This window comes from Mixta gaviniae (assembly GCF_002953195.1).
GTDB lineage: Bacteria > Pseudomonadota > Gammaproteobacteria > Enterobacterales > Enterobacteriaceae > Mixta > Mixta gaviniae.
This window is the reverse complement of the sequence record NZ_CP026377.1, coordinates 2419864-2442868: the sequence shown is the minus strand read 5'-3', so window position 1 is coordinate 2442868 and position 23005 is coordinate 2419864. Positions and strand designations below refer to the sequence as shown.

At 57.4% G+C, this 23005-nt stretch carries 23 protein-coding genes; 17 read left to right on the top strand and 6 right to left on the bottom strand.

The window, feature by feature from the left end; translation table 11 throughout:
- The first annotated feature begins 40 nt into the window (after positions 1-40).
- Entirely contained in the window at positions 41-925 is an 885-nt protein-coding gene (rnm, locus tag C2E15_RS11320; RefSeq protein WP_104957460.1) for an RNase RNM, read from the top strand.
- A 13-nt stretch (positions 926-938) separates the two neighbouring features.
- Positions 939-1559 (top strand): L-threonylcarbamoyladenylate synthase, encoded by a 621-nt coding sequence (locus C2E15_RS11315; protein ID WP_104957459.1) that lies wholly within the window; start codon positions 939-941, stop codon positions 1557-1559.
- Positions 1560-1584: 25 nt separating this feature from the next.
- Here the strand turns inward: C2E15_RS11315 and C2E15_RS11310 are convergent, their stop codons facing one another.
- Positions 1585-2214, bottom strand: a complete 630-nt coding sequence (locus tag C2E15_RS11310) for a S1 family serine peptidase (protein WP_104957458.1) — start codon at positions 2212-2214, stop codon at positions 1585-1587.
- A 528-nt stretch (positions 2215-2742) separates the two neighbouring features.
- Here C2E15_RS11310 and rluB point away from each other — a divergent pair.
- A complete protein-coding gene (gene rluB / locus C2E15_RS11305; protein ID WP_104957457.1) occupies positions 2743-3609 on the top strand; it encodes a 23S rRNA pseudouridine(2605) synthase RluB in 867 nt (288 codons plus the stop codon).
- Between the two features lie 126 nt (positions 3610-3735).
- Here the strand turns inward: rluB and cobO are convergent, their stop codons facing one another.
- Both cobO and C2E15_RS11295 read right to left on the bottom strand, forming a co-directional pair.
- Positions 3736-4326, bottom strand: coding sequence for a cob(I)yrinic acid a,c-diamide adenosyltransferase (gene cobO, locus C2E15_RS11300; RefSeq protein ID WP_104957456.1), 591 nt, complete (start codon positions 4324-4326; stop codon positions 3736-3738).
- Positions 4326-5087: a YciK family oxidoreductase gene (locus tag C2E15_RS11295; protein WP_104957455.1), complete on the bottom strand. Its 762-nt coding sequence runs from the start codon at positions 5085-5087 to the stop codon at positions 4326-4328. The genes cobO and C2E15_RS11295 overlap by 1 nt, the downstream gene beginning before the upstream one ends.
- 195 nt (positions 5088-5282) lie before the next feature.
- Between C2E15_RS11295 and sohB the strand changes: the two genes are divergently transcribed.
- On the top strand, positions 5283-6332 hold the full coding sequence (gene sohB, locus C2E15_RS11290) for a protease SohB (protein WP_104957454.1): 1050 nt from the start codon (positions 5283-5285) through the stop codon (positions 6330-6332).
- Positions 6333-6372: 40 nt separating this feature from the next.
- On the opposite strand, the gene C2E15_RS11285 is transcribed toward sohB, so the two are convergent.
- Positions 6373-6624 carry a DUF2498 family protein gene (locus C2E15_RS11285; RefSeq protein ID WP_104957453.1) on the bottom strand — a complete coding sequence of 84 codons (252 nt, stop codon included), beginning with the start codon at positions 6622-6624 and terminating at the stop codon, positions 6373-6375.
- A 406-nt stretch (positions 6625-7030) separates the two neighbouring features.
- Here C2E15_RS11285 and topA point away from each other — a divergent pair, with 406 nt between their 5' ends.
- The 5 genes from topA to acnA all read left to right on the top strand — a co-directional run bounded on the left by topA (position 7031) and on the right by acnA (position 14790).
- Positions 7031-9619, top strand: coding sequence for a type I DNA topoisomerase (gene topA, locus C2E15_RS11280; RefSeq protein WP_104957452.1), 2589 nt, complete (start codon positions 7031-7033; stop codon positions 9617-9619).
- 214 nt (positions 9620-9833) lie between these two features.
- A complete protein-coding gene (gene cysB, locus C2E15_RS11275) occupies positions 9834-10808 on the top strand; it encodes an HTH-type transcriptional regulator CysB (RefSeq protein WP_104957451.1) in 975 nt (324 codons plus the stop codon).
- A 496-nt stretch (positions 10809-11304) separates the two neighbouring features.
- Positions 11305-11466, top strand: a complete 162-nt coding sequence (locus tag C2E15_RS11270) for a YmiA family putative membrane protein (RefSeq protein ID WP_104957450.1) — start codon at positions 11305-11307, stop codon at positions 11464-11466.
- 2 nt (positions 11467-11468) lie between these two features.
- The gene (locus C2E15_RS21690; RefSeq protein ID WP_167391862.1) at positions 11469-11633 is read left to right on the top strand and encodes a hypothetical protein; all 165 of its coding nucleotides are present in this window, start codon (positions 11469-11471) and stop codon (positions 11631-11633) included.
- A gap of 481 nt (positions 11634-12114) precedes the next feature.
- Positions 12115-14790: an aconitate hydratase AcnA gene (acnA, locus tag C2E15_RS11265; RefSeq protein ID WP_104957449.1), complete on the top strand. Its 2676-nt coding sequence runs from the start codon at positions 12115-12117 to the stop codon at positions 14788-14790.
- A 49-nt stretch (positions 14791-14839) separates the two neighbouring features.
- On the opposite strand, the gene ribA is transcribed toward acnA, so the two are convergent.
- On the bottom strand, positions 14840-15433 hold the full coding sequence (ribA, locus tag C2E15_RS11260; protein ID WP_104957448.1) for a GTP cyclohydrolase II: 594 nt from the start codon (positions 15431-15433) through the stop codon (positions 14840-14842).
- 231 nt (positions 15434-15664) lie between these two features.
- Between ribA and pgpB the strand changes: the two genes are divergently transcribed.
- From pgpB to yciH, 5 genes are all read left to right on the top strand, one after another.
- The gene (gene pgpB / locus C2E15_RS11255) at positions 15665-16435 is read left to right on the top strand and encodes a phosphatidylglycerophosphatase B (RefSeq protein ID WP_104957447.1); all 771 of its coding nucleotides are present in this window, start codon (positions 15665-15667) and stop codon (positions 16433-16435) included.
- A 144-nt stretch (positions 16436-16579) separates the two neighbouring features.
- The gene (locus C2E15_RS11250; RefSeq protein WP_104957446.1) at positions 16580-16885 is read left to right on the top strand and encodes a LapA family protein; all 306 of its coding nucleotides are present in this window, start codon (positions 16580-16582) and stop codon (positions 16883-16885) included.
- A 6-nt stretch (positions 16886-16891) separates the two neighbouring features.
- Positions 16892-18061: a lipopolysaccharide assembly protein LapB gene (lapB, locus tag C2E15_RS11245; protein ID WP_104957445.1), complete on the top strand. Its 1170-nt coding sequence runs from the start codon at positions 16892-16894 to the stop codon at positions 18059-18061.
- A gap of 342 nt (positions 18062-18403) precedes the next feature.
- Positions 18404-19126, top strand: a complete 723-nt coding sequence (gene pyrF / locus C2E15_RS11240) for an orotidine-5'-phosphate decarboxylase (protein WP_104957444.1) — start codon at positions 18404-18406, stop codon at positions 19124-19126.
- Positions 19123-19446: a stress response translation initiation inhibitor YciH gene (gene yciH, locus C2E15_RS11235; protein WP_104957443.1), complete on the top strand. Its 324-nt coding sequence runs from the start codon at positions 19123-19125 to the stop codon at positions 19444-19446. The genes pyrF and yciH overlap by 4 nt, the downstream gene beginning before the upstream one ends.
- Positions 19447-19530: 84 nt before the next feature.
- On the opposite strand, the gene osmB is transcribed toward yciH, so the two are convergent.
- Positions 19531-19749 (bottom strand): osmotically-inducible lipoprotein OsmB, encoded by a 219-nt coding sequence (gene osmB / locus C2E15_RS11230; RefSeq protein WP_167391861.1) that lies wholly within the window; start codon positions 19747-19749, stop codon positions 19531-19533.
- Positions 19750-20140: 391 nt separating this feature from the next.
- Between osmB and araD the strand changes: the two genes are divergently transcribed.
- The 3 genes from araD to C2E15_RS11215 all read left to right on the top strand — a co-directional run bounded on the left by araD (position 20141) and on the right by C2E15_RS11215 (position 23002).
- Complete coding sequence (gene araD / locus C2E15_RS11225) at positions 20141-20842, top strand: L-ribulose-5-phosphate 4-epimerase (protein ID WP_104957442.1); 702 nt, start codon at positions 20141-20143, stop codon at positions 20840-20842.
- A 168-nt stretch (positions 20843-21010) separates the two neighbouring features.
- The gene (kdgT, locus tag C2E15_RS11220; RefSeq protein ID WP_104957441.1) at positions 21011-21994 is read left to right on the top strand and encodes a 2-keto-3-deoxygluconate transporter; all 984 of its coding nucleotides are present in this window, start codon (positions 21011-21013) and stop codon (positions 21992-21994) included.
- Between the two features lie 141 nt (positions 21995-22135).
- Positions 22136-23002, top strand: a complete 867-nt coding sequence (locus tag C2E15_RS11215; RefSeq protein WP_104957440.1) for a crotonase/enoyl-CoA hydratase family protein — start codon at positions 22136-22138, stop codon at positions 23000-23002.
- Positions 23003-23005: the final 3 nt, after the last annotated feature.

Here is a 23005-nt window from a genome sequence, read left to right as displayed (position 1 = left end):
GCTATGATGCGTCGAATCTTTATGTTTCTCAGGAGTTATTTTGACTGCAACAACGTCGCTAAGCGCTTTTCCCCTTTATGATTTGCACAGCCACACCCGCGCGTCGGACGGCCTGCTGACGCCGGCCGAGCTGGTGCGGCGCGCCGTCGAGATGCGCGTTGGCGTGCTGGCAATCACCGATCACGACAGCGTGGCGGGCCTGGCGGCCGCCCGGGAAGCGATTGCGACGCAGCAGCTCCCGCTGCATCTGATTAACGGCGTTGAAGCCTCAACGCTGTGGGAAAATCACGAAATCCATATTGTGGGGCTCGGCATCGATCCTGTGCATCCTACGATCGTCGATTTCCTGGCGGGGCAGACCGAATGCCGTCTGGCGCGCGCCCGCCTGATGGCGGAGCGGCTGGAGAAGGCGCATATTCCCGGCGCGCTGGAAGGATCGCTGGCGCTGGCCGAAGGCGGCGCCATTACGCGCGGACACTTCGCTCGCTGGCTGATAGCCCAGGGCAAGGCCGATAATATGGCGAATGTCTTTAAGCACTATCTGGCGCGCGGCAAAACCGGCTACGCGCCGCCACAATGGTGTACAATTAAACAAGCCGTTGATGCTATTCATCATTCCGGCGGTTATGCGGTACTGGCACATCCCGGACGTTACGGGTTGTCCGCCAAATGGCTGAAGCGCCTGATCGCGCATTTCGCCGATATCGGCGGTGACGCGATGGAGGTGGCGCAGTGCCAGCAACCGCCAAACGAACGCAGCCAGCTGGGACGCTACGCGCAGGAATATAATCTGGCGGCGTCGCAGGGCTCTGATTTTCACCAACCCTGTCCGTGGATCGAGCTGGGCAAGAAACTTTGGCTGCCGGGCGGCGTTGATGCCGTCTGGAGCCGTTTTCCCGCGCTGATGCCGCCCACGGAGAGGTGACAAGAGGTTAGCTATGAGTCAAATGTTCCATATTCATCCCGATAATCCGCAGCCGCGTCTGATCGGTCAGGCGGTGGACGCCCTGAATAAAGGCGGCGTGATTGTTTATCCCACCGATTCCGGTTATGCGCTGGGCTGTCGGCTGGAGGATAAAAACGCCATGGAGCGCATCTGCCGCATCCGTCAGCTGGATGGCAACCACAACTTTACGCTGGTTTGCCGCGATCTCTCTGAGCTGTCGACCTATGCGCATGTCGATAACAGCGCGTTTCGCCTGATTAAGAACAATACGCCGGGCAGCTACACCTTTATTCTGAAAGGGACGAAAGAGGTGCCGCGCCGGCTGATGAACGATAAACGTAAAACTATCGGCCTGCGCGTGCCGTCCAATCCGGTGGCGCTGGCCCTGCTGGAAGCGCTCAACGAGCCGATGATGTCCACTTCGCTGATGCTGCCGGGCAACGATTTTACCGAGTCCGATCCGGAAGAGATTGAGGATCGCATCGGCAAGCTGGTCGATCTGATTATCGACGGCGGCACGCTGGGACAGCAGCCGACCACGGTGGTCGATTTAACCAGCGATGCGCCGGAAGTGATCCGCGAAGGCGTAGGTGACAGCCGTCCCTTCCGTTAACGCCGACCGGCCGCATGCCGGCCGGTTATGAAGAGATAGACGCTTCCAGCCAGGCTTTAAAATCGGCGTAGGGAATATAGAGGGAAACATCCTTCAGGATGACCTTATCCGTACGTCGGTTTTTTATCTGTTTGCTGTAGCCGACAATCACGCCGCCGATAGAATCATCCTGATTGTAGACCGCGCCGCCAGACATGCCCTGCACCACACCCGCATTTGACGCCATCGCCATACAGGGCGCTTTATTCCAGCTGTTGCGAATGGCGGTACGCGCCAGGTTGACGCCGCTGGAGGCGACCGGCATGGCGGAAATAAAGCTGTAACCGTACATTTTAACGCTATCGCCGACGCGACCGGGACGGAACACCGGCAGGGTTTTCATGTCGTTTTTATGATACACGATCGCCAGATCGCAATAGGGATGCCAGGCCTTAACACGCTGCACCGAATATTTGGCAACGTGCGCCGCGGTGAGGCTATATTCTGGCGTCAGCGGAATGCTGGTGCCGAGCGTGCCGAGGCCTAAAATGGTGGGAATGCCGGTGAAGTTCATGTCGACGCGGTTCATCGCCTCGCGACTGTATTCATAATGGCCGACAGAGCAGCCCGACAGCAACAGCATCGCCGTTGCCGCTAATAAAGCACGAATTTTCATTATTATTACGCATGTTCGGGTACGCCGATAAACCCCTGGTGAAGATCGCAGGCGTACAAGTCAGGCGCCGGATAAAGGCGCTTAATGCCGGTTTATGACCGGCTCGTTGATATAAAAAACCGCAAGAAAACAGATAAACCTGTTGTTATTAAAGCGCGCGCTTTCTGTTGAAGTGCATAAGTCGCTTTTTCAGCGGCGTTTATTCTACCCGTGGTCAGAATATAAACAACTCGACCCTGGTTTAGGGTGTTTTTTGCGCGCCGCGCGCCGGACCACCCTTTTCCGCGCCCGCCAGGCCGGTTAAAAAGCCATCAGCGTATTCAGGTTATCGGCAGCGCCAGAGAAAACTACAGCCGCCGTCAGGAAACGCGGGCAAGTCGCTAAACTTCATGTATACTGTGCGGCCACATTGTCCCGGGACGCTGGAAAAAGCCGCGACTCAGGCAATCCCTCCTTTCAGGTCATGGCTCGCCACGCCGTGACAGAAGCAACAAACGACGCCTGTGAAGGCGACAGCGAGGCAGCTCAATGAGCGAAAAGTTACAAAAAGTGTTGGCGCGGGCCGGTCATGGTTCGCGTCGTGAAATTGAAGCAATGATCTCTGCCGGACGCATCAGCGTCGACGGCAAACTGGCAACGCTGGGCGATCGTATCGAGCCCAACGCCACGGTGAAAATCCGTATCGACGGCCATGTGGTCTCCATCAGCGAATCCGCCCAGCAGGTCTGCCGCGTCCTGGCGTACTACAAGCCGGAAGGGGAGCTTTGCACCCGTAATGATCCGGAAGGCCGTCCGACAGTGTTCGATCGCCTGCCGCGCCTGCGTGGCGCGCGCTGGATCGCGGTAGGGCGCCTGGACGTCAATACCTGCGGCCTGCTGCTGTTCACCACCGACGGTGAGCTGGCGAATCGCCTGATGCACCCGAGCCGCGAAGTTGAGCGTGAATATGCGGTGCGCGTGTTCGGTCAGGTTGACGATACGAAAATCCGTCAGCTGAGCCAGGGCGTCCAGCTGGAAGATGGTCCGGCCTCGTTCCGCACCATCAAGTTCACCGGCGGCGAAGGCATGAACCAGTGGTATAGCGTCACTCTGACCGAAGGGCGTAACCGTGAAGTGCGTCGCCTGTGGGAAGCGGTCGGCGTGCAGGTTAGCCGCCTGATCCGCGTGCGCTACGGTGACATCACGCTGCCGAAGGGCCTGCCGCGTGGCGGCTGGACCGAACTGGATCTGCAGCCGGTCAACTACCTGCGCGAGCTGGTAGAGCTGCCGCCGGAAAGCATCAGCAAAGTGCCGGTGGAAAAAGATCGCCGCCGCACCAAGGCGAACCAGATCCGTCGTGCCGTGAAGCGTCATGCGCAGCTGGGCAACAATCGCCGTCCGGCAAAGCGTGGTTAATTAAACCAAACGCGGCGCATAAAAAAGGCATCCTCCGGGATGCCTTTTTACCTTTCAAAGGGGCGGTGTTTGATTAACCCGCCTCCGCTTCGCAAAAGCAAAGCGGCGGGGGCGCCTTTTTATTGGCTACCAGTCAATGCCCTGCTGCGCCTGAATGCCGGCATCAAAGGCGTGCTTCACCGGGCGCATTTCGCTGACGGTGTCGGCCAGCGCCAGAATATCGCGGTGACAGCCGCGGCCGGTAATGATCACGCTCTGCTGGGCAGGACGCTGACGCAGCGCGCTCAACACCTCTTCCAGCGGCAGATAGTCGAAACTGACCATATAGGTCAACTCATCCAGTACCACCAAATCGAGCGTCTCATCGCGTAGCATCCGCTGCGCATGCTGCCAGACAGCCAGGCAGGCGCGGGTATCCGCTGTGCGATCCTGCGTTTCCCAGGTAAAGCCGGTGGCCATCACCTGAAATTCGACCCCGTGCGGCTCCAGCAGATTACGTTCGCCGTTCGGCCACTCGCCCTTAATAAACTGGATCACGCCCACTTTTTTATGGTGCCCGACGGCGCGCGCGGCGGTACCGAAGGCGGCGGTGGTTTTCCCTTTGCCGTTGCCGGTGAACACCATCAGAATGCCGCGCGTTTCGCTGGCGGCGGCGATGCGGGCGTCGACCTGTTCCTTCAGGCGCTGCTGCCGCTGCTGGTGACGATCCTGCGCCATTATTCCGCCGGCCCCGGCTTGCGCCCCGGTTGCGCGTCGAAGCTAATGCCGGTTTTGCGGCGGCTGTCGTCGCCCATCAGGTAGAGATAGATCGGCATGATTTCCGCCGGCGTTTTTAGCTTGCCGGCATCCTCTTCCGGGAAGGCGCTGGCGCGCATGTTAGTGCGTGTTCCGCCTGGATTAATGCAGTTTACCCGCAGGTTGCGGTTTTTATACTCTTCCGCCAGCACCTGCATCATCCCTTCGGTGGCGAACTTCGATACCGCATAGGCGCCCCAGCCGGAACGCCCGATGCGGCCGACGCTGGAGCTGGTGAATACCAGCGAACCCGCCTCCGATTTCAGCAGCAGCGGCAGCAGCGCCTGGGTCAGGAAAAAGGTGGTGTCGACGTTAACGCGCATCACCTGTTGCCAGATCTCCGGCGCGAGATCGGCCAGCGGCACGATCTCACCCAGCAGGCCGGCGTTGTGCAGCACGCCGTCAAGGCGCGGCACCTGCTGCGCCAGCTCGTCGGCAAACGCCTGACAGCTTTCTGGCGTCGCCTGCGCCAGATCGAGCAGGCGAACCAGCGGGGCGGCTTTCCCCAGCGCGCTGATTTCATCGCTGACGCGCTGCAGCTTCTCTGCGTTACGGCCCAGCAAAATAACCTGGGCGCCATAGCGGGCGTAGGTTAATGCCGCCTCGCGGCCGATACCGTCGCTGGCGCCGGTAACAAGAATAATGTGGTGATCAAGCAGGTCGCTTTTCGGTTGATAATGCAAAACGTCTTCCTCGGCGAATAATCACTCAGCAGGGTGCTGAGGGCGGCTAATGGGGGTGTTATGCCTGAAAACGCTTTTCAGTTCAATGTCGCCGCCGCCATTTCGGGCGCCGCGCTGCTTTACAGGCGACGAAGCGGACCGACTCGGCTACACTACGCTCTGGTTTCAGAAAGGAAATAAGCAAAGGCGGAACGCATGGATTTACTCTTTTGGTATGCCCTGTTTTTAGCGAAAGTGATTACCGTTGTCGTCGCCATCGCGGCGATTGCCATTATTTTAGTCAATGTGACGCAGCGCAAGCGCGGACGGGCTGGCCAGCTTCAGGTCGCCCAGCTTAACGAGCGCTACCGCGAAATGAAAAATGAGATGCAGCTGGCGGCGCTGCCGCCGCATGAGCAAAAGCTGCGACAGAAAGCGGAAAAGAAAAAGCAGAAACAGGAAGCGAAGGCGGCGAAGCAGCGCGCGAAGCAGGGGCTGCCGCGCGAAGATAACAAGCCGACGCTTTACGTGCTGGATTTTAAAGGCAGCATGGACGCCGGCGAAGTATCGTCGCTGCGCGAAGAGATCTCCGCAGTGATGGCGGTGGCACGCGAACAGGATGAGGTATTGCTGCGGCTGGAAAGCCCCGGCGGCGTTGTCCATGGCTACGGCCTGGCGGCATCACAGCTGCAGCGGCTGCGTGAAAAAAATATCCGCCTGACGGTTGCGGTGGATAAGGTCGCCGCCAGCGGCGGCTATATGATGGCCTGTGTGGCCGATCGCATCATTGCCGCCCCTTTTGCCATTATCGGCTCGATCGGCGTCGTGGCGCAGGTGCCGAACTTTAATCGTCTGCTGAAGCGCAATGATATCGATGTCGAGCTGCATACCGCCGGCGAATATAAGCGCACCCTGACGCTGTTCGGCGAAAATACCGAGCAGGGCCGCAATAAATTCCGCGAAGATTTAAACGAAACGCACCAGCTGTTTAAAACCTTCGTTCAGCAAATGCGACCGGTGCTGGATATCGATCAGGTGGCGACCGGCGAATACTGGTACGGCAGCCAGGCGCTGGAGAAAAAGCTGGTCGACGCGCTGGGTACCAGCGACGATATTATTATTGCGCACATGGAGCAGTATCATGTGGTCAATGTGCGCTATACGCGGCGTAAAAAGCTGATGGATCGCTTTACGCAGAGCGCCGCCGACAGCGCTGCGCGTCAGCTAATGAAGCTGTGGCAGCGCGGCGACAAACCCCTGTTGTAAACCCCTGCTGTAAATCGCTGATGCCCGGCGCGCCCGGGCATCACGGCGCCAGATGATATTTCTCTGACAGCGCCACCGTCAGCGCTTTAAATATATTGAAGACCGCCGTGCTTTTCGCCGTCGGCAGGCCATTGTCATCAAGAAAATAGTTGCCGCGAAACACCAGCAGCCCGCCGTTTTGCTCTACATCACTGACCTCCACCCCGGCAAAATAATCATCATGCTCGCGGATTAACGCATTGGCTTTTTCAAGGATGGCGTCGCGCGAAAGCGCGGTGGTTTTTGCGTTCATTATTTAACCCCATTTTGACAGAACAACATTCTCTTCTATATTACTGGCCTGTCGCTGCTGACCGCAAATTACGTGTGGATATTCTGGCAGGAGAAAAAAGCCGTAAAGGTGGCGCAAAACCAGGCGAGATGCTAATTAAGTTGCGTATCAGATTTTATCAGGTACAGTGTGGGCGTTTCAGGGTCCGGGCGTAAAAATGGCTTTACGCAGGCAGCAGGAAGCGCCGGGTTTCGGCTAAAAGAGTCCGTTAATCAGCATGATAAGCCGGCTTCAACGCGGTCTGCTGCTGCCAATCAGGTCGGGTTGAATTCTTCCCGACCCGCAGCAATATAGGTTGACACGCTGACTGGCAACGCTGGAAAACGCCATCATTACATTCGGACGTATTCATCAGGTAAAGGTAAATATGGGTAAAGCTCTCGTAATAGTCGAGTCCCCGGCAAAGGCCAAAACGATTAATAAATATCTCGGTAAAGACTACGTTGTGAAGTCCAGCGTCGGTCATATACGTGATTTGCCGACCAGTGGCTCGACGGTGAAAAAGAGCGCTGACGCTAAACCAGCCAAAAAAGGCAAGAAAGATGAAAAGACGGCGCTGGTTAGCCGTATGGGCGTCGATCCCTGGCATGGCTGGAAAGCGGACTATCAAATTTTGCCCGGTAAAGAGAAAGTCGTTTCTGAGCTGAAAGCGCTGGCGCAGGACGCCGACCACATCTATCTCGCCACCGACCTTGACCGCGAAGGGGAAGCCATCGCCTGGCACCTGCGGGAAGTGATCGGCGGCGATGACAAACGCTTTAGCCGCGTGGTGTTTAACGAAATCACCAAAAATGCGATTCGTCAGGCGTTTGAAAAGCCGGGCGAACTGAATATCGAGCGTGTTAACGCGCAGCAGGCCCGCCGCTTTATGGATCGCGTGGTGGGCTATATGGTCTCCCCGCTGCTGTGGAAAAAGATCGCTCGCGGCCTTTCCGCAGGGCGCGTGCAGTCGGTGGCGGTAAGGCTGGTGGTCGAGCGCGAACGCGAAATCAAAGCTTTCGTGCCGGAAGAGTACTGGGAGCTGAGCGCCGATCTCACTACGCCGAAAGGCAGCGATCTGCCGATGCAGGTGACCCATCAGGGCGACAAGCCTTTCCGGCCGGTCAATAAAGAGCAGACGCAGGCGGCGGTCAGCCTGCTGGAAAAAGCCCGTTTTCAGGTGGAAGATCGTGAAGACCGGCCGACCAGCAGCAAGCCGGGCGCGCCTTTTATCACATCCACGCTGCAGCAGGCGGCCAGCACCCGTCTCGGTTTCGGCGTCAAACGCACCATGGCGCTGGCGCAGCGGCTGTATGAGGCGGGGCATATCACCTATATGCGTACCGACTCCACCAACCTGAGCCAGGATGCGGTAGCGATGGCGCGCGGCTATATCGAAAGCAATTTCGGCGAAAAATATCTGCCGAAAACCGCCAACGCCTACGCCAGCAAAGAGAATTCGCAGGAAGCGCACGAAGCGATCCGTCCGTCCGACGTGACAATTCAGGCTGAACAGCTGAAGGATATGGAAGCGGATGCGCAGAAGCTTTATCAGCTGATCTGGCGTCAGTTCGTCGCCTGTCAGATGATGCCGGCGCAGTACGATTCCACCACGCTGACCGTGGCGGCGGGCGACTTTAAGCTGAAAGCGAAAGGGCGCATTCTGCGCTTCGACGGCTGGACGAAAGTGATGCCCGCGCTGCGCAAAGGCGATGAAGACCGCATCCTGCCGGCGATCAACATTGGCGACGAGTTGAGCCTGCAGCAGCTTAACCCAAGCCAGCACTTTACTAAGCCGCCAGCGCGCTTTAGCGAAGCATCGCTGGTGCGCGAACTGGAAAAACGCGGCATCGGCCGGCCGTCGACCTATGCGTCGATTATCTCCACCATCCAGGATCGTGGTTACGTGCGGGTAGAAAGCCGCCGTTTCTATGCGGAGAAGATGGGCGAGATCGTTACCGACCGTCTGGAAGAGAACTTCCGCGAGCTGATGAATTATGACTTCACCGCGCACATGGAAGACAGTCTCGATCAGGTGGCTAACGATCAGGCCGAATGGAAGGGTGTGCTGGACCACTTCTTCGCCGATTTCAGCAAGCAGCTGGAGCAGGCGGAGAAAGATCCGGAAGAGGGCGGCATGCAGCCGAACCCGATGGTGCTGACCACCATCGACTGCCCGACCTGCGGCCGCAAAATGGGCATCCGCACCGCCAGCACCGGGGTCTTCCTCGGCTGTTCCGGCTATGCGCTGCCGCCGAAAGAACGCTGCAAGCAGACCATAAACCTGATCCCGGAAAATGAAGTTCTCAATATTCTGGAAGGGGATGATGCGGAAACCAACGCGCTGCGCGCGCGCCGCCGCTGCCAGAAGTGCGGCACGGCGATGGACAGCTACCTGATCGACAACCAGCGCAAGCTGCACGTCTGTGGCAATAACCCAGGCTGCGACGGCTATGAGATCGAACAGGGCGAATTCCGCATCAAAGGCTATGACGGCCCGATCGTTGAGTGCGAGAAGTGCGGCGCTGAAATGCACCTGAAAATGGGGCGTTTCGGTAAATATATGGCCTGTACCAACGACGAGTGCAAAAACACACGCAAAATTCTGCGTAACGGCGAAGTGGCGCCGCCGAAGGAAGATCCGGTGCCGCTGCCGGAACTGCAGTGCGAAAAATCGGATGCCTATTTTGTGCTGCGCGACGGCGCCGCCGGGGTGTTCCTGGCCGCCAACACCTTCCCGAAATCGCGCGAAACCCGTGCGCCGCTGGTGGAAGAGCTGCAGCGTTTCCGCGATCGCCTGCCGGAAAAGCTGCGCTATTTAGCTGATGCGCCGGCCACCGACGATCAGGGTAATAAGACACTGGTGCGCTTCAGCCGTAAGACTAAGCAGCAGTATGTCAGCTCGGAGAAAGATGGCAAAGCCACCGGCTGGTCCGCCTTCTACGTTGATGGCGCATGGCGCGTCACGGAAAAATAAGCGTCTCGCTTCACAAGGCCAGTCATTGACTGGCCTTTTCTTTGCCTGCCTTATAGCTAAAAGCTATACATCAGACCTGAAAATGTTATAGTTGTTATAGCATTACCTTCTGAATTTTCCTGGTGCTATACCCGTCCGCGGCGCCTTTCCTGAAAGGCGTTTCCCCTGATTGCGCGCGGGTTCAGCGCGTGGCGTTATCTCGGGATGAATAACTATGAAATTGCAGCAGCTGCGTTACATCGTGGAAGTGGTTAATCACAATCTGAACGTCTCCTCTACCGCCGAAGGGCTTTATACCTCGCAGCCTGGCATCAGCAAACAGGTGAGGATGCTGGAAGATGAGCTGGGCATCCAGATTTTTGCCCGCAGCGGCAAACATCTGACTCAGGTTACGCCAGCCGGTGAGGAGATTATCCGTATCGCGCGTGAAGTGTTGTCGAAAGTGGATGCGATTAAATCCGTCGCCGGCGAACACACCTGGCCGGATAAAGGGTCGCTGTATGTCGCCACCACCCATACCCAGGCGCGTTATGCTTTACCGGGGGTGATTAAAGGGTTTATCGAGCGCTATCCGCGCGTCTCGCTGCATATGCATCAGGGCTCGCCGACGCAGATCGCCGAGGCCGTATCAAAAGGCAACGCCGATTTCGCCATCGCCACCGAAGCGCTGCATCTCTATGACGATCTGATTATGCTGCCTTGCTACCACTGGAACCGGGCGATTGTGGTTACGCCCGATCATCCGCTGGCGGGAAAAAGCGACGTTACCATTGAAGAGCTGGCGGAGTATCCGCTGGTGACCTACACCTTTGGCTTTACCGGCCGTTCGGAGCTGGATACCGCTTTTAACCGGGCAGGGCTGTCGCCGCGTATTGTCTTTACCGCCACCGATGCCGACGTTATCAAAACCTATGTGCGACTGGGGCTGGGCGTTGGGGTCATCGCCAGCATGGCGGTCGACCCGGTTTCCGATCCCGATCTGGTGCGTATCGAAGCGGCCGATATCTTCACTAACAGCACGACGAAAATCGGCTTCCGGCGCAGCACCTTCTTACGCAGCTATATGTATGACTTCATCCAACGCTTTGCGCCGCATCTGACGCGCGATGTGGTCGATACCGCCGTGGCGCTGCGCTCTAATGACGATATTGAAGCGATGTTTAAAGATATTCGCCTGCCCTATAAATAATAAAACCCCAGCAATTAAAAGGTAATAAGGTCGCTTCGGCGACCTTTTGCCTTTAATACCAACCGATTGCACAGATTTCAGAATCTTTACGATCATTTTTCTGTAAATGAAACATTCATCACATGTTTTTTTATTGTTATTAATTAAATGCGAAACAGTACACATTTTTGTACGGGCGCTTTTGCACACTGCCAGGACTATTCTCATACTCAAGTTAAACCGAACCGCAAGCGCAGGCGGCAGGCAGTTCGGAAATGTTTTATCAGTTATTAATTGGACCGGTTAGCTTTTTTCATCACGTTATTTGGCTTAAGGAAAGATTAAATAGGGGTGGGTTAGTTAAGTTTTGCTGATAGGAAGTTATAACAACGATAAATAGTACTAATCGTTGAATGCAAGAAAAATAGCTGGATTTTTGGTCTTAAAATGTTTAGGATTTCTCCTAAAAGCTGATTGGTGTTAACAATCGTTTTACTGAGAGTGATTATCAAAAACTATGGCTATGAGAATATCAGTACAACCTGGCGTACAGGACAACTCCACCAACGCAGCCCGCAGCGGCATGAGCGTACGTCGTAAAGCATGGCTTGCAGTCTTTGTTGCTTCTGGCCTGTTTTGGGTAGTTGTCGCCTTACTGGTTTGGCAGATGTGGAGTTAACTATGTGGGAACAAGCAGTGCGTATCAAAACGCAGCCGGTTCGCAAATTAAAAACGGCCAGCTGCACGCCCAAAGCGCAGGAAAAAGTGACGATTCCGGAAGAATGGAACCTTAACCACGCTCAGCGCAGCTTTATTGAATTAATGCTCGATAACAAAAATAAATAAATCATAATTATTCGCATTAGCACAGCAATCAAAAATAACTATTCATTTTTTCCTTCCTGTTGATCGCAGGCGCGATCGAGGCGTTTTCACCGCCTGATAAATTTAACCAATCACAGCATTCGGTAGAATCTATTTACGGTGTTAAATAGATTCGGTGTTCCAGTCTTTATTGGTCGGGAATCGACCTGAGAGGGTGTCTAATGAATATTTCAATGTTTTCGTTTTTTAGCGCTTCTGCCTATTCACTGTTGGTGTGGATGACGGCCGTCTGGCTGCTCATGCAATAACCTCTCTCACCGCGATTTTCGATTCGGCGCCCCGTCTGTTTACAGCGGGGCGCTTTGCATTTCCCGCCCCGCGCTTTTCCTGCCTGATGTGTCAATTTGTGTTGTTATCAAATCGTTAACGTGAGTTTGTACTATCTTTAACACAGACCTTGTCATCCCTCGGGTTATTAAGATCATTATAAAAAGGAGGAGCTATGTCGTTATCCCTGCGAGATAAGAGTCAGGACACGCTGGAGGTAAATGGCCAACGCTACCATTACTTTAGCCTTCCGCGTGCCGCTCAGCAGCTGGGCGATCTCTCCCGCTTACCGAAGTCCCTGAAAGTTCTGCTGGAAAACCTGCTGCGCTGGCAGGATGACAGCTCCGTTACCGCTGACGATATCCAGGCGCTGGCCGACTGGCAGAAAAGCGCCCATGCCGATCGTGAAATCGCCTACCGTCCCGCGCGCGTGCTGATGCAGGATTTTACCGGCGTACCGGCAGTGGTCGATTTAGCGGCGATGCGCGAAGCGGTTAAGCGTCTCGGCGGCGAGGTGGCGCGTGTTAATCCGCTGTCGCCAGTCGATCTGGTGATTGACCACTCCGTCACGGTCGACCGCTTCGGTGATGATGACGCCTTCGGCGAAAACGTGCGCCTTGAGATGGAGCGCAACCATGAGCGCTACGTATTCCTGCGCTGGGGGCAAAAAGCGTTCGATAAATTCCGCGTGGTGCCGCCCGGCACCGGCATCTGCCATCAGGTCAACCTGGAGTATCTGGGTAAGGCGATTTGGCATGAAGAGCAGGACGGCAAGCAGATTGCTTACCCTGATACGCTGGTCGGCACCGACTCCCATACCACGATGATTAATGGCCTCGGCGTGCTGGGGTGGGGCGTAGGCGGAATTGAAGCGGAGGCGGCGATGCTGGGCCAGCCGGTTTCAATGCTGATCCCGGATGTGGTGGGTTTTAAGCTGACCGGCAAGCTGCGTCCGGGCATCACCGCTACCGACCTGGTGCTGACCGTCACGCAGATGCTGCGCAAGCATGGCGTGGTCGGCAAGTTTGTCGAGTTTTACGGCGACGGCCTGGACGATCTGCCGCTGGCGGATCGCGCCACCATCGCTAATATGGCGCCGGAATATGGCGCCACCTGCGGCTTTTTCCCTATCGATAGCGTAACGTTGGGCTACATGAAGCTCACCGGCCGCAGCACGGAACAGGTGGCGCTGGTGGAAGCTTACGCTAAAGCGCAGGGGATGTGGCGCGAGCCGGGGGAAGAGCCGGTCTTTACCAGCACGCTGGCGCTGGATATGAATGAGGTTGAGGCGAGCCTCGCTGGCCCGAAACGGCCGCAGGACCGCGTATCGCTTGGCGCGGTGCCGAAGGCGTTTCAGCAGAGCAATGAGCTGGAGCTGAACCATGCGCAGAAAGCGCACCATCCGGTCACCTACCGCGACGGCGAAAACCACTATGAGCTGAACGACGGCGCGGTAGCGATCGCCGCCATCACCTCCTGTACCAATACCTCCAATCCCAGCGTGCTGATGGCCGCCGGGCTGCTGGCGAAGAAAGCGGTGACGCTGGGACTGCAGCGCAAGCCCTGGGTGAAGGCCTCGCTGGCGCCAGGATCGAAAGTGGTCTCCGACTATCTGGCGACGGCACGTCTGACGCCTTATCTCGATAAGCTCGGTTTTAATCTGGTGGGCTACGGCTGCGCCACCTGCATCGGCAACTCCGGCCCGCTGCCGGAAAATATCGAAAGCGCGATTAAAGAGGGCGACCTGACGGTAGGCGCGGTGCTGTCGGGCAACCGCAACTTCGAAGGGCGCATTCATCCGTTAATTAAAACCAACTGGCTCGCTTCGCCGCCGCTGGTGGTCGCCTATGCGCTGGCGGGCAATATGAACATCAACCTGCAGGACGATCCTCTTGGCGAAGATCAGACCGGCAAACCGGTTTACCTGCGCGATATCTGGCCGACGCCGGATGAGATCACTGCAGCAGTGCAGCAGGTCTCCAGCGATATGTTTAATAAAGAGTACGCCGAGGTGTTCGACGGCACGCCGGAATGGCAGCAGATCAGCGTGAGCGAAGCGGCGACCTATGACTGGGATGAAGGCTCGACCTATATTCGCCTGTCGCCATTCTTCGACGATATGGAGAAAACGCCGCGTCCGGTAGAAGATATTAAAGGCGCGCGCATCCTGGCGATGCTGGGTGATTCCGTCACCACCGACCATATTTCGCCGGCAGGAAGCATCAAGGCGGAAAGCCCGGCCGGGCGTTATCTGCTGGAGCGCGGCGTGGAGCGGGGCGATTTTAACTCCTACGGTTCGCGCCGCGGCAACCACGAAGTGATGATGCGCGGCACCTTCGCCAATATCCGCATCCGCAATGAGATGGTGCCGGGCGTGGAAGGGGGCATGACGCGCGTCGGGCCGGAGGGCGAACCGCTGTCAATTTATGATGCCGCAATGATCTGGCAGCAGCAGGGGGTGCCGCTGGCGGTGATCGCCGGTAAAGAGTATGGCTCCGGCTCAAGCCGCGACTGGGCGGCGAAAGGCCCGCGGCTGCTGGGCGTGCGCGTGGTAATCTGCGAATCTTTTGAGCGTATTCACCGCTCCAACCTGATTGGGATGGGCATCCTGCCGCTGGAGTTCCCGCAGGGCGTTACCCGCAAAACGCTGCAGCTCACCGGCGATGAGCGGATTGACGTTGAGAACCTGGCGGATCTGAAGCCGGGCGGCACGGTGAAGGTAACGCTAACGCGTCCGGACGGCCGTCAGGAGGTGCTGGAGACGCGTTGCCGCATCGATACCGGCAACGAGCTGACCTACTATCAGCACGACGGCATTCTGCACTATGTCATTCGCAACATGCTGAACTGACCCACCCATCACGCGAAAAAAAGCCGGGCTTAGCCCGGTTTCTTCTGTATTACGCTTTGGGCAGCAGATGCCCCATCTTTTCCGCTTTGGTATCGAGATAGTGCGCGTTTTCAGGATTGCGCCCGACGATCAGCGGCACGCGCTCCACGATATTGATACCCGCCTCGCTGAGGATCTCGACCTTGCGCGGGTTATTGGTCAGCAGACGTACCTCATCCACGCCCAGCAGCTTAAACATATCGGCGCAGAGCGTGAAATCGCGCTCGTCCGCGGCGAAACCGAGCTGATGGTTAGCTTCCACCGTATCGTAGCCTTTATCCTGCAGGGCATAGGCGCGGATCTTATTTAGCAGACCGATATTGCGGCCTTCCTGACGGTGATAGAGCAGAACGCCGCGCCCCTGTTCCGCAATGGCGTTGAGCGCCGCCTCCAGCTGGAAGCCGCAGTCGCAGCGCAGGCTGAACAGCGCGTCGCCGGTCAGACACTCGGAATGCACGCGCGCCAGCACCGCCTCGCTGCCGCTGATATCGCCAAACACCAGCGCCACGTGGTCGTGGCCGGTCGCCAATTCTTCGAATCCCACCATGAGGAAATCGCCCCAGGGCGTGGGCAGTTTAGCTTCTGCTACCCGTTTAAGCTGCATGTGACTCTCCAGAACCGTCATAGGTTGCGCTATCATCAAGACAGCGCGCATTGGTCAGCTTGACCGAAACAATGCCTGCTATTTTGCCATAACCCGCCGCGCTACAGCTAATCCGTCACGACGATTGATGTGATAACGCACGATTATCCACGTTGTGGTGGTTATGTTATTCATTTCTAAGCTATTATTAAATCCGGCTATTCATTTTTGTGTTAACGATAAGGAAGCAGCATGCTGGAGATAGCAAAACGCACCGCGATAGGCGCTCTGTTACTGTCGGTGATGCCGTTGTTGATATGGCTTTGCGGCTGGCAGTGGCAGCCCGGCGCCAGCGGACCGGGGCTACGCTTCCTGTTCTGGATGACGGAAACCGTCACGCGGCCCTGGGGTATCCTGACCAGCGCTATCCTCTGCGCCTGGTTTCTCTGGTGCCTGCGCTTTCGTTTAAAGCCCGCGCTGTTTTTGTTGGTGATTATGATTGCGGCGATTATGGCGGGGCAGTATACCAAATCCTGGATCAAAACCCTGGTGCAGGAGCCGCGGCCCTACGTGCTGTGGCTTGAGAAGACGCACGGCGTGCCGGGAGACCGCTTTTATCAGCTCGATCGCCAGGCGCGCGGGCAAATGGTGGAACGGCTGGTGGCGGATGATAACCACATTCCGCTGTGGCTGAAGCGCCACTGGGCGTTTGAAACCGGCTTCGCATTCCCGTCGGGACACACCATGTTTGCCGCCAGCTGGGCGCTGCTGGGCGTCGGCCTGCTGTGGCCGCGTCGCCACCGCAAAACCGTCGCGCTGCTGATGCTGTGGGCGACGGCGGTGATGGGCAGCCGGGTGCTGTTGGGAATGCACTGGCCGCGCGATCTGCTGGTGGCCACCTGGATCAGCTGGCTGCTGGTGACGCTGGCGACCTGGCTGGCGCAGCGGCTGTGCGGGCCATTAACCATTCCGCCGGACGAGCATCAGGAGATCGCACAGCGCGAAGAAGAGAAAAAATCCTGATTGCAAAGCGCTTTTTCGGCCCCATAACCTGAAGGTGGCGCCAGGAAATTAACCGGCATGCTATCTTTAGCCGGTTTCTGATCAAGCATCCTTATAACATTTTTGGCATAATCCGTTGGCTTACACCGAATTACAGGACGAAACGTGAAATATTTACTGATCTTTTTACTGGTTCTGGTGATATTCATCATCTCTGTTACGCTTGGCGCGCACAATGACCAGGTGGTCTCGTTTAACTTCCTGATCGCGCAGGGCGAATACCGTATCTCCACGCTGCTGGCTTCGCTGTTCGGCGCGGGATTTGTACTGGGCTGGGCGATATGCGGTCTTTTCTGGCTGCGGGTACGCGTGGCGCTGGCGAATGCGCAGCGCAAGCTGAAGCGTCTGCAGCAACAAACGGTTCAGACTGAAAACGTGACTTCGTCACCCTCGACCGTCGTCAAGGAATAACTCTCCATGTTGGAACTGCTGTTTCTGTTACTGCCCGTGGCCGCTGCCTATGGCTGGTATATGGGGCGCAGAAGTGCGCAGCAGGATAAACAGCAGGAAGCCAACCGCCTGTCGCGCGACTACGTGACAGGCGTTAACTTCCTGCTCTCTAACCAGCAAGATAAAGCGGTCGATCTGTTTCTCGATATGCTGAAAGAGGACAGCGGCACGGTTGAGGCACACCTGACGCTGGGTAACCTGTTCCGCTCGCGCGGCGAGGTGGATCGCGCGATACGCATCCATCAGTCGTTGATGGAGAGCGCCTCACTCAGCTACGAGCAGCGTCTGCTGGCGGTGCAGCAGCTTGGCCGCGACTATATGGCGGCGGGGCTGTATGACCGGGCGGAAGAGATGTTCGGCCAGCTAACCGATGAAACCGATTTTCGCCTCAGCGCGCTGCAGCAGCTGCTGACGATTTATCAGGCCACCAGTGAATGGCAGAAGGCGATAGACGTGGCTGAAAAGCTGGTCAAGCTGGGCAAAAGCCGCCACCAGATGGAGATCGCCCATTTTTATTGCGAACTGGCGCTGCAGGCGATGAGCAGCGACGATCTCGACCGCGCGCTGGGCCTGTTGAAAAAAGGGGAGGCGGCGGATCGTCAGAGCGCGCGCGTCTCTATCATGATGGGCCGTATCTTTATGGCGAAGGGCGATTACGCCCGGGCCACCGGCCATCTGCAGCGCGTTATCGAACAGGATAAAGAGCTGGTCAGCGAAACGCTGGAGATGCTGGAAAGCTGTTATCAGCATCTGGCGCAGCCGGAGGCCTGGGCCGACTACCTGCGCCGCTGCGTAGAGGAGAACACCGGCGCGCAGGCCGAGCTTTATCTGGCCGATATTCTGGAGCGCGAGCAGGGCGGCGATGTGGCGCAGCTCTATATCAACCGCCAGCTGCAGCGTCATCCGACGATGCGCGTATTCCATCGTTTGATGGATTTCCATCTGCACGAAGCGGAGGATGGGCGCGCCAAAGAGAGCCTGATGGTGCTGCGCGATATGGTCGGTGAGCAGATCCGCACCAAGCCACGCTACCGCTGCCAGAAGTGTGGCTTTACCGCTCACGCGCTCTACTGGCATTGCCCCTCCTGTCGCGCCTGGTCCACCGTTAAGCCGATCCGCGGGCTTGACGGCCAGTAAGCGGCGCGCCTGGCGTGCGCTGCTGTCGGGCCGTTAACCTCGCGTCCACTGCCACAGGGGCGCAATACGTCTGTGGATCCTTATCGCATCGTACCTGTCGCCGCTGCCTGGTTAAGGCACGATTTACGCGCCGCATGTCCGCAGCCGATGCCCTCTTAATTAGTTACAACATACTGAAAGTTGCCTGTGCATTAGCGCCCCGGCAACGCGGAAAAATCGTCCGGCAGGGCGATAATCGCGGCGCGCAAGGCAGCTTAAGGCTGTTTTCCATGGCGTCGCGCAGGTAGAATGCATGCCGTTTTCCCCTGCGCCGTGCGGTGCCTCATTGTTGAAGGAATAGACATGTCTCACTCTCAAAACCGAACTGATTCGCCTGTTCTGGTCGCGCTGGATTACGCCGATCGCAACCGTGCGCTGGCCTTTGTCGATCGTATCGATCCCGCCAGCTGCAGACTGAAAGTGGGCAAAGAGATGTTCACGCTGTTCGGACCGCAGATCGTGCGCGATCTGCATCAGCGCGGTTTTGACGTTTTCCTCGACCTGAAATTTCATGATATTCCCAATACCGCGGCGCATGCGGTGGCCGCAGCCGCCGAGCTGGGCGTCTGGATGGTCAATGTGCATGCCAGCGGCGGAGCGCGCATGATGACCGCCGCGCGCGAAGCACTGAACGCGTTTGGTAAAGAGGCGCCGCTGTTGATTGCGGTCACCGTGCTGACCAGTATGGAAGCCGCCGACCTGCACGATATCGGCATCACGGCGACGCCGGCGGAACATGCGGCGCGTCTGGCGCGGCTGACGCAGCAGTGCGGCCTTGACGGCGTAGTCTGCTCGGCGCATGAGGCGGCGTCGTTTAAGCAGCAACTGGGCCAGGCATTTCAGCTGGTGACGCCGGGCATTCGTCCGGCAGGCAGCGAGGCGGGCGATCAGCGGCGCATCATGACGCCGTTGCAGGCGCAGCAGGCGGGCGTGGACTATATGGTTATTGGACGGCCGATCACCCAATCCGCCGATCCGGCCGCCACGCTGCAGGCGATTCTTGATTCCCTGAAGGAGGGCGCATGAGTAAAGACAATCCCCTGGTCTACTCTACCGATGGCGGCCGCATCACGCAGCCAGAGCAGAAAGCGGCACGGCCGAAAGGCGACGGTATCGTGCGTATTCAACGTCAGACCAGCGGGCGTAAAGGAAAAGGCGTCTGCCTGATTACCGGGCTTGATCTGGATGATGCCGCATTGACGACGCTGGCAGCGGAGCTGAAGAAAAAGTGTGGCTGCGGCGGGGCGGCGAAAGAGGGCGTGATTGAAATTCAGGGCGACAAGCGCGATGAGCTGAAAGCGTTGCTGGAGGCGAAAGGCTTTAAAGTTAAGCTGGCCGGCGGGTAATAAAAAACGAGGCCGCTCAGTGAGCGGCCTCGTCAGATAATAAGTAGATGCGCTGCGTAGCCTGTAATAATTATATGTTAAGCATCAGTCAATCTGGTGACCGATAATACCGCCTACTGCGGCACCGCCAATGGTGCCCAGGCCGCTGCCGTTGGTCAGCACGGAGCCGCCAATGGCGCCGGCGCCAGCGCCGATAGCAGTGTTGCGGTCGCGTTTAGACCAGTTGCTACAGCCCGACAGCGACATCACGACCACGGCGGCCAGAACGGTAGCGGAAATGCGTTTTGCATTCTTTGTCATCATCACTTCTCCTTAATTGTTGCTCACAGAGGAAACCCTCTAAGTATAGACGGCTGACTCTGCGTATCAGGTCCGCTGACGGTTTATTTTAGATCGGCTCACATCCCTGTTCGCGCCGCTTGCGCGACAGAACGACCGGCTCCCGATCCTGCTTTATCCGTCAGGAACAGCAATTACCTGCTAAACCTAAGGGTGCTAACTATCACCCCCGGTGCAATTGCATAAACTAATTATAGGCACTACCAAAAGTTACAACAGGTTAAAAATTCCTAAATAGGCGCGCAAAAATCGCTTCACAGCAAAATCGCGCCGCCTAATCAGCCAGCGCTTCCATACCTTTGCCGCGCCAGCCCCTTAACAATAGTGCATTCACAGAATGCAGGAAGGGAAAATTATGCTGGAACAACTCAAAGAACAGGTACTTGAAGCGAATCTGGCGCTGCCGGAACACAATCTGGTGACCTTCACCTGGGGCAATGTCAGCGCCATCGACCGGGAGCGTGGTCTGGTGGTGATTAAACCTTCCGGCGTCAGCTACAGCAGCATGAAACGTGACGATATGGTTGTTGTGGCGTTAGAAAGCGGTGAAATTGTCGAGGGAGATAAGCGCCCCTCATCCGATACCGACACGCACCGGGCGCTTTATCTCGCCTGGCCCGACGTCGGCGGCATCGTTCATACCCATTCACGCCATGCCACCATTTGGGCGCAGGCGGGGCGCGATATCCCCGCCTGGGGCACGACCCACGCTGATGATTTCTACGGTGCCGTTCCCTGCACGCGCATGATGACCGATGAAGAGATCGCCGAACGCTACGAGTGGGAAACCGGCAAAGTGATTATCGAAACCCTGCGTCAACGCGATATCGCGCCGCTGGCGGTGCCGGCAGCGCTGGTTTACTCCCACGGTCCCTTTGCCTGGGGCAAGGATGCGCACGCTGCGGTGCATAACGCAGTGGTGCTGGAAGAGCTGGCCTATATGGCGTTGTTCAGCCGCCAGCTGGCGCCCGAGCTGCCGGCGATGCAGCAGGCGTTGCTGGATAAACACTGGCTGCGTAAGCACGGCGCCAATGCCTACTATGGGCAGAAAAGTTGACGCCTTCCACAAAATAAACTGCCGTTCATTTAATAATGAAACGGCGTTTTAAAAATTACAGGCAAGATCACTTTTTCATAAAGTGAATAGCGCTATGTTGTCGCCCATCGCCCTTGCGGGCCATGCAGGATTGATTCGTCATCTTGCTTAACTAAGGTGGGAGACAACATGCAAATCAAACGCGCTATCGACAAAATTCCGGGTGGCATGATGCTGGTGCCTCTGTTTCTGGGGGCGCTTTGCCACACCCTGGCGCCAGGAGGCGGTAAATATCTCGGCTCCTTTACCAATGGGCTGATGAGCGGAACCGTGCCGATCCTGGCCGTCTGGTTCTTCTGTATGGGCGCCTCCATCAAACTGAGCGCCACCGGTACGGTGCTGCGTAAATCGGGCACCCTGGTAGTAACCAAAATCGCCGTCGCCTGGGTGGTTGCCGCTATCGCATCGCGCGTGATGCCCGAAAACGGTTTTGAGGTCGGCATGCTGGCCGGGCTGTCAACGCTGGCGCTGGTCGCCGCCATGGATATGACCAATGGCGGCCTTTACGCCTCGCTGATGCAGCAATATGGCACCAAAGAGGAGGCGGGGGCCTTTGTGCTGATGTCGCTGGAGTCGGGCCCGCTGATGACCATGGTGATCCTGGGTACCGCCGGCATCGCCTCGTTCGAGCCGCACGTATTTGTCGGTGCAGTGCTGCCGTTCCTCGTCGGCTTTGCGCTTGGCAACCTCGATCCGGAATTGCGCGAGTTCTTTGGCAAGGCGGTGCAGACGCTGATCCCGTTCTTCGCCTTCGCGCTCGGCAATACCATTGACCTTTCGGTGATTGCGCAGACCGGCCTGCTGGGCATTATGCTGGGCGTCGCGGTGATTATCGTCACGGGTATTCCGTTGATCATCGCCGATCGCCTGATCGGCGGCGGGGACGGCACGGCAGGCGTCGCCGCCTCCAGTTCGGCGGGCGCGGCGGTTGCCACTCCGGTGCTGATCGCTGAGATGGTGCCGCAGTTCAAACCGGTCGCGCCGGCCGCCACGGCGCTGGTCGCCACCTCAGTTATCGTGACTTCGCTACTAGTGCCAATCATTACTGCTGTTTACTCGAAGCAGGTGAAACGCCACCGCGCCGCCGCCGGTCAGCGTGCCGCGATTAAATAATATCGCCTTCGCCTCTCCGGCCGCGCAGCCGGGGAGGTTTTCTGTTTTTTATCTTAAAAATCAGTCCTTCATTCAGTGTTGTCTCGCTCTGCATTACGCTGGTGTTGCGTTTAACGCATCAATTATACAGAGGATGAGACTATGTCAGTGATTAACCAACCCACCTGCAGACTGTTCACCGAAGCTGGACAAACTACCCAACTCGATGCCTATTACGAAGAAGAGCGCCGCACCATGTGGATGATGTTGCGTGCGGAGCCGCGCCCTTCCTTTAATCACGGGCTGATTGAGGAGATCATGAACCTGAGCTACGCCGCGCAGCGCTCCGGGCTGGCCATCGATTTTTGGGTGACCGGTTCGCTGGTGCCGCAGATGTTCAACGCCGGCGGCGACCTGAGCTTCTTTGTCGATTGCATACAAAATGGCCGCCGGGAAGCGCTGCGCGCCTATGCGCGCGCCTGCGTGGACTGCATTCATGCGGCGGCGCGCGGTTTCGACACCGGCGCGGTAACTATCGCCATGGTCGAGGGCAGCGCGCTGGGCGGCGGCTTCGAAGCGGCGCTGGCCCATCACTTTCTGCTGGCACAGAATAATGCCCGTATGGGCTTCCCGGAGATCGCGTTTAACCTGTTCCCGGGGATGGGCGGCTATTCGCTGGTGGCGCGTCGCGCCGGCATGAAGCTGGCGGAAGAGTTGATTTGCGAAGGGGAGAGCCATACCGCCGAATGGTTTGAAACGCGCGGGCTGGTAGACCGGCTGTTTCAGCAGGGCGAGGGCTACCGCGCCACCCGCACCTTTATCGATACGCTGCGTCCCAAGCTCAACGGTGTGAAGGCGATGCTGAAGGCGCGTCAGCGCGTGCTGCAGCTGAGCCGCGCCGAGCTGATGGATATCACGGAGGACTGGGTCGATTTCGCCTTCTCTATTGAAGAAAAGGATCTTGCCTACATGGCGCGACTGGTGCAGCTGCAGAACCGTCTTAGCTCGCAGCTGCGCAAAGCCAGCTAACGG

What these genes read in the sequence shown, in the direction of transcription:
- C2E15_RS11315 (WP_104957459.1), top strand. Translation starts at nt 939, where the DNA reads ATGAGTCAAATGTTCCATATTCATCCCGATAATCCGCAGCCGCGTCTG.
- C2E15_RS11310 (WP_104957458.1), bottom strand. Translation starts at nt 2,214, where the DNA reads ATGAAAATTCGTGCTTTATTAGCGGCAACGGCGATGCTGTTGCTGTCG.
- rluB (WP_104957457.1), top strand. Translation starts at nt 2,743, where the DNA reads ATGAGCGAAAAGTTACAAAAAGTGTTGGCGCGGGCCGGTCATGGTTCG.
- cobO (WP_104957456.1), bottom strand. Translation starts at nt 4,326, where the DNA reads ATGGCGCAGGATCGTCACCAGCAGCGGCAGCAGCGCCTGAAGGAACAG.
- sohB (WP_104957454.1), top strand. Translation starts at nt 5,283, where the DNA reads ATGGATTTACTCTTTTGGTATGCCCTGTTTTTAGCGAAAGTGATTACC.
- C2E15_RS11285 (WP_104957453.1), bottom strand. Translation starts at nt 6,624, where the DNA reads ATGAACGCAAAAACCACCGCGCTTTCGCGCGACGCCATCCTTGAAAAA.
- topA (WP_104957452.1), top strand. Translation starts at nt 7,031, where the DNA reads ATGGGTAAAGCTCTCGTAATAGTCGAGTCCCCGGCAAAGGCCAAAACG.
- cysB (WP_104957451.1), top strand. Translation starts at nt 9,834, where the DNA reads ATGAAATTGCAGCAGCTGCGTTACATCGTGGAAGTGGTTAATCACAAT.
- C2E15_RS11270 (WP_104957450.1), top strand. Translation starts at nt 11,305, where the DNA reads ATGGCTATGAGAATATCAGTACAACCTGGCGTACAGGACAACTCCACC.
- C2E15_RS21690 (WP_167391862.1), top strand. Translation starts at nt 11,469, where the DNA reads ATGTGGGAACAAGCAGTGCGTATCAAAACGCAGCCGGTTCGCAAATTA.
- acnA (WP_104957449.1), top strand. Translation starts at nt 12,115, where the DNA reads ATGTCGTTATCCCTGCGAGATAAGAGTCAGGACACGCTGGAGGTAAAT.
- ribA (WP_104957448.1), bottom strand. Translation starts at nt 15,433, where the DNA reads ATGCAGCTTAAACGGGTAGCAGAAGCTAAACTGCCCACGCCCTGGGGC.
- pgpB (WP_104957447.1), top strand. Translation starts at nt 15,665, where the DNA reads ATGCTGGAGATAGCAAAACGCACCGCGATAGGCGCTCTGTTACTGTCG.
- lapB (WP_104957445.1), top strand. Translation starts at nt 16,892, where the DNA reads ATGTTGGAACTGCTGTTTCTGTTACTGCCCGTGGCCGCTGCCTATGGC.
- pyrF (WP_104957444.1), top strand. Translation starts at nt 18,404, where the DNA reads ATGTCTCACTCTCAAAACCGAACTGATTCGCCTGTTCTGGTCGCGCTG.
- yciH (WP_104957443.1), top strand. Translation starts at nt 19,123, where the DNA reads ATGAGTAAAGACAATCCCCTGGTCTACTCTACCGATGGCGGCCGCATC.
- osmB (WP_167391861.1), bottom strand. Translation starts at nt 19,749, where the DNA reads ATGATGACAAAGAATGCAAAACGCATTTCCGCTACCGTTCTGGCCGCC.
- araD (WP_104957442.1), top strand. Translation starts at nt 20,141, where the DNA reads ATGCTGGAACAACTCAAAGAACAGGTACTTGAAGCGAATCTGGCGCTG.
- kdgT (WP_104957441.1), top strand. Translation starts at nt 21,011, where the DNA reads ATGCAAATCAAACGCGCTATCGACAAAATTCCGGGTGGCATGATGCTG.
- C2E15_RS11215 (WP_104957440.1), top strand. Translation starts at nt 22,136, where the DNA reads ATGTCAGTGATTAACCAACCCACCTGCAGACTGTTCACCGAAGCTGGA.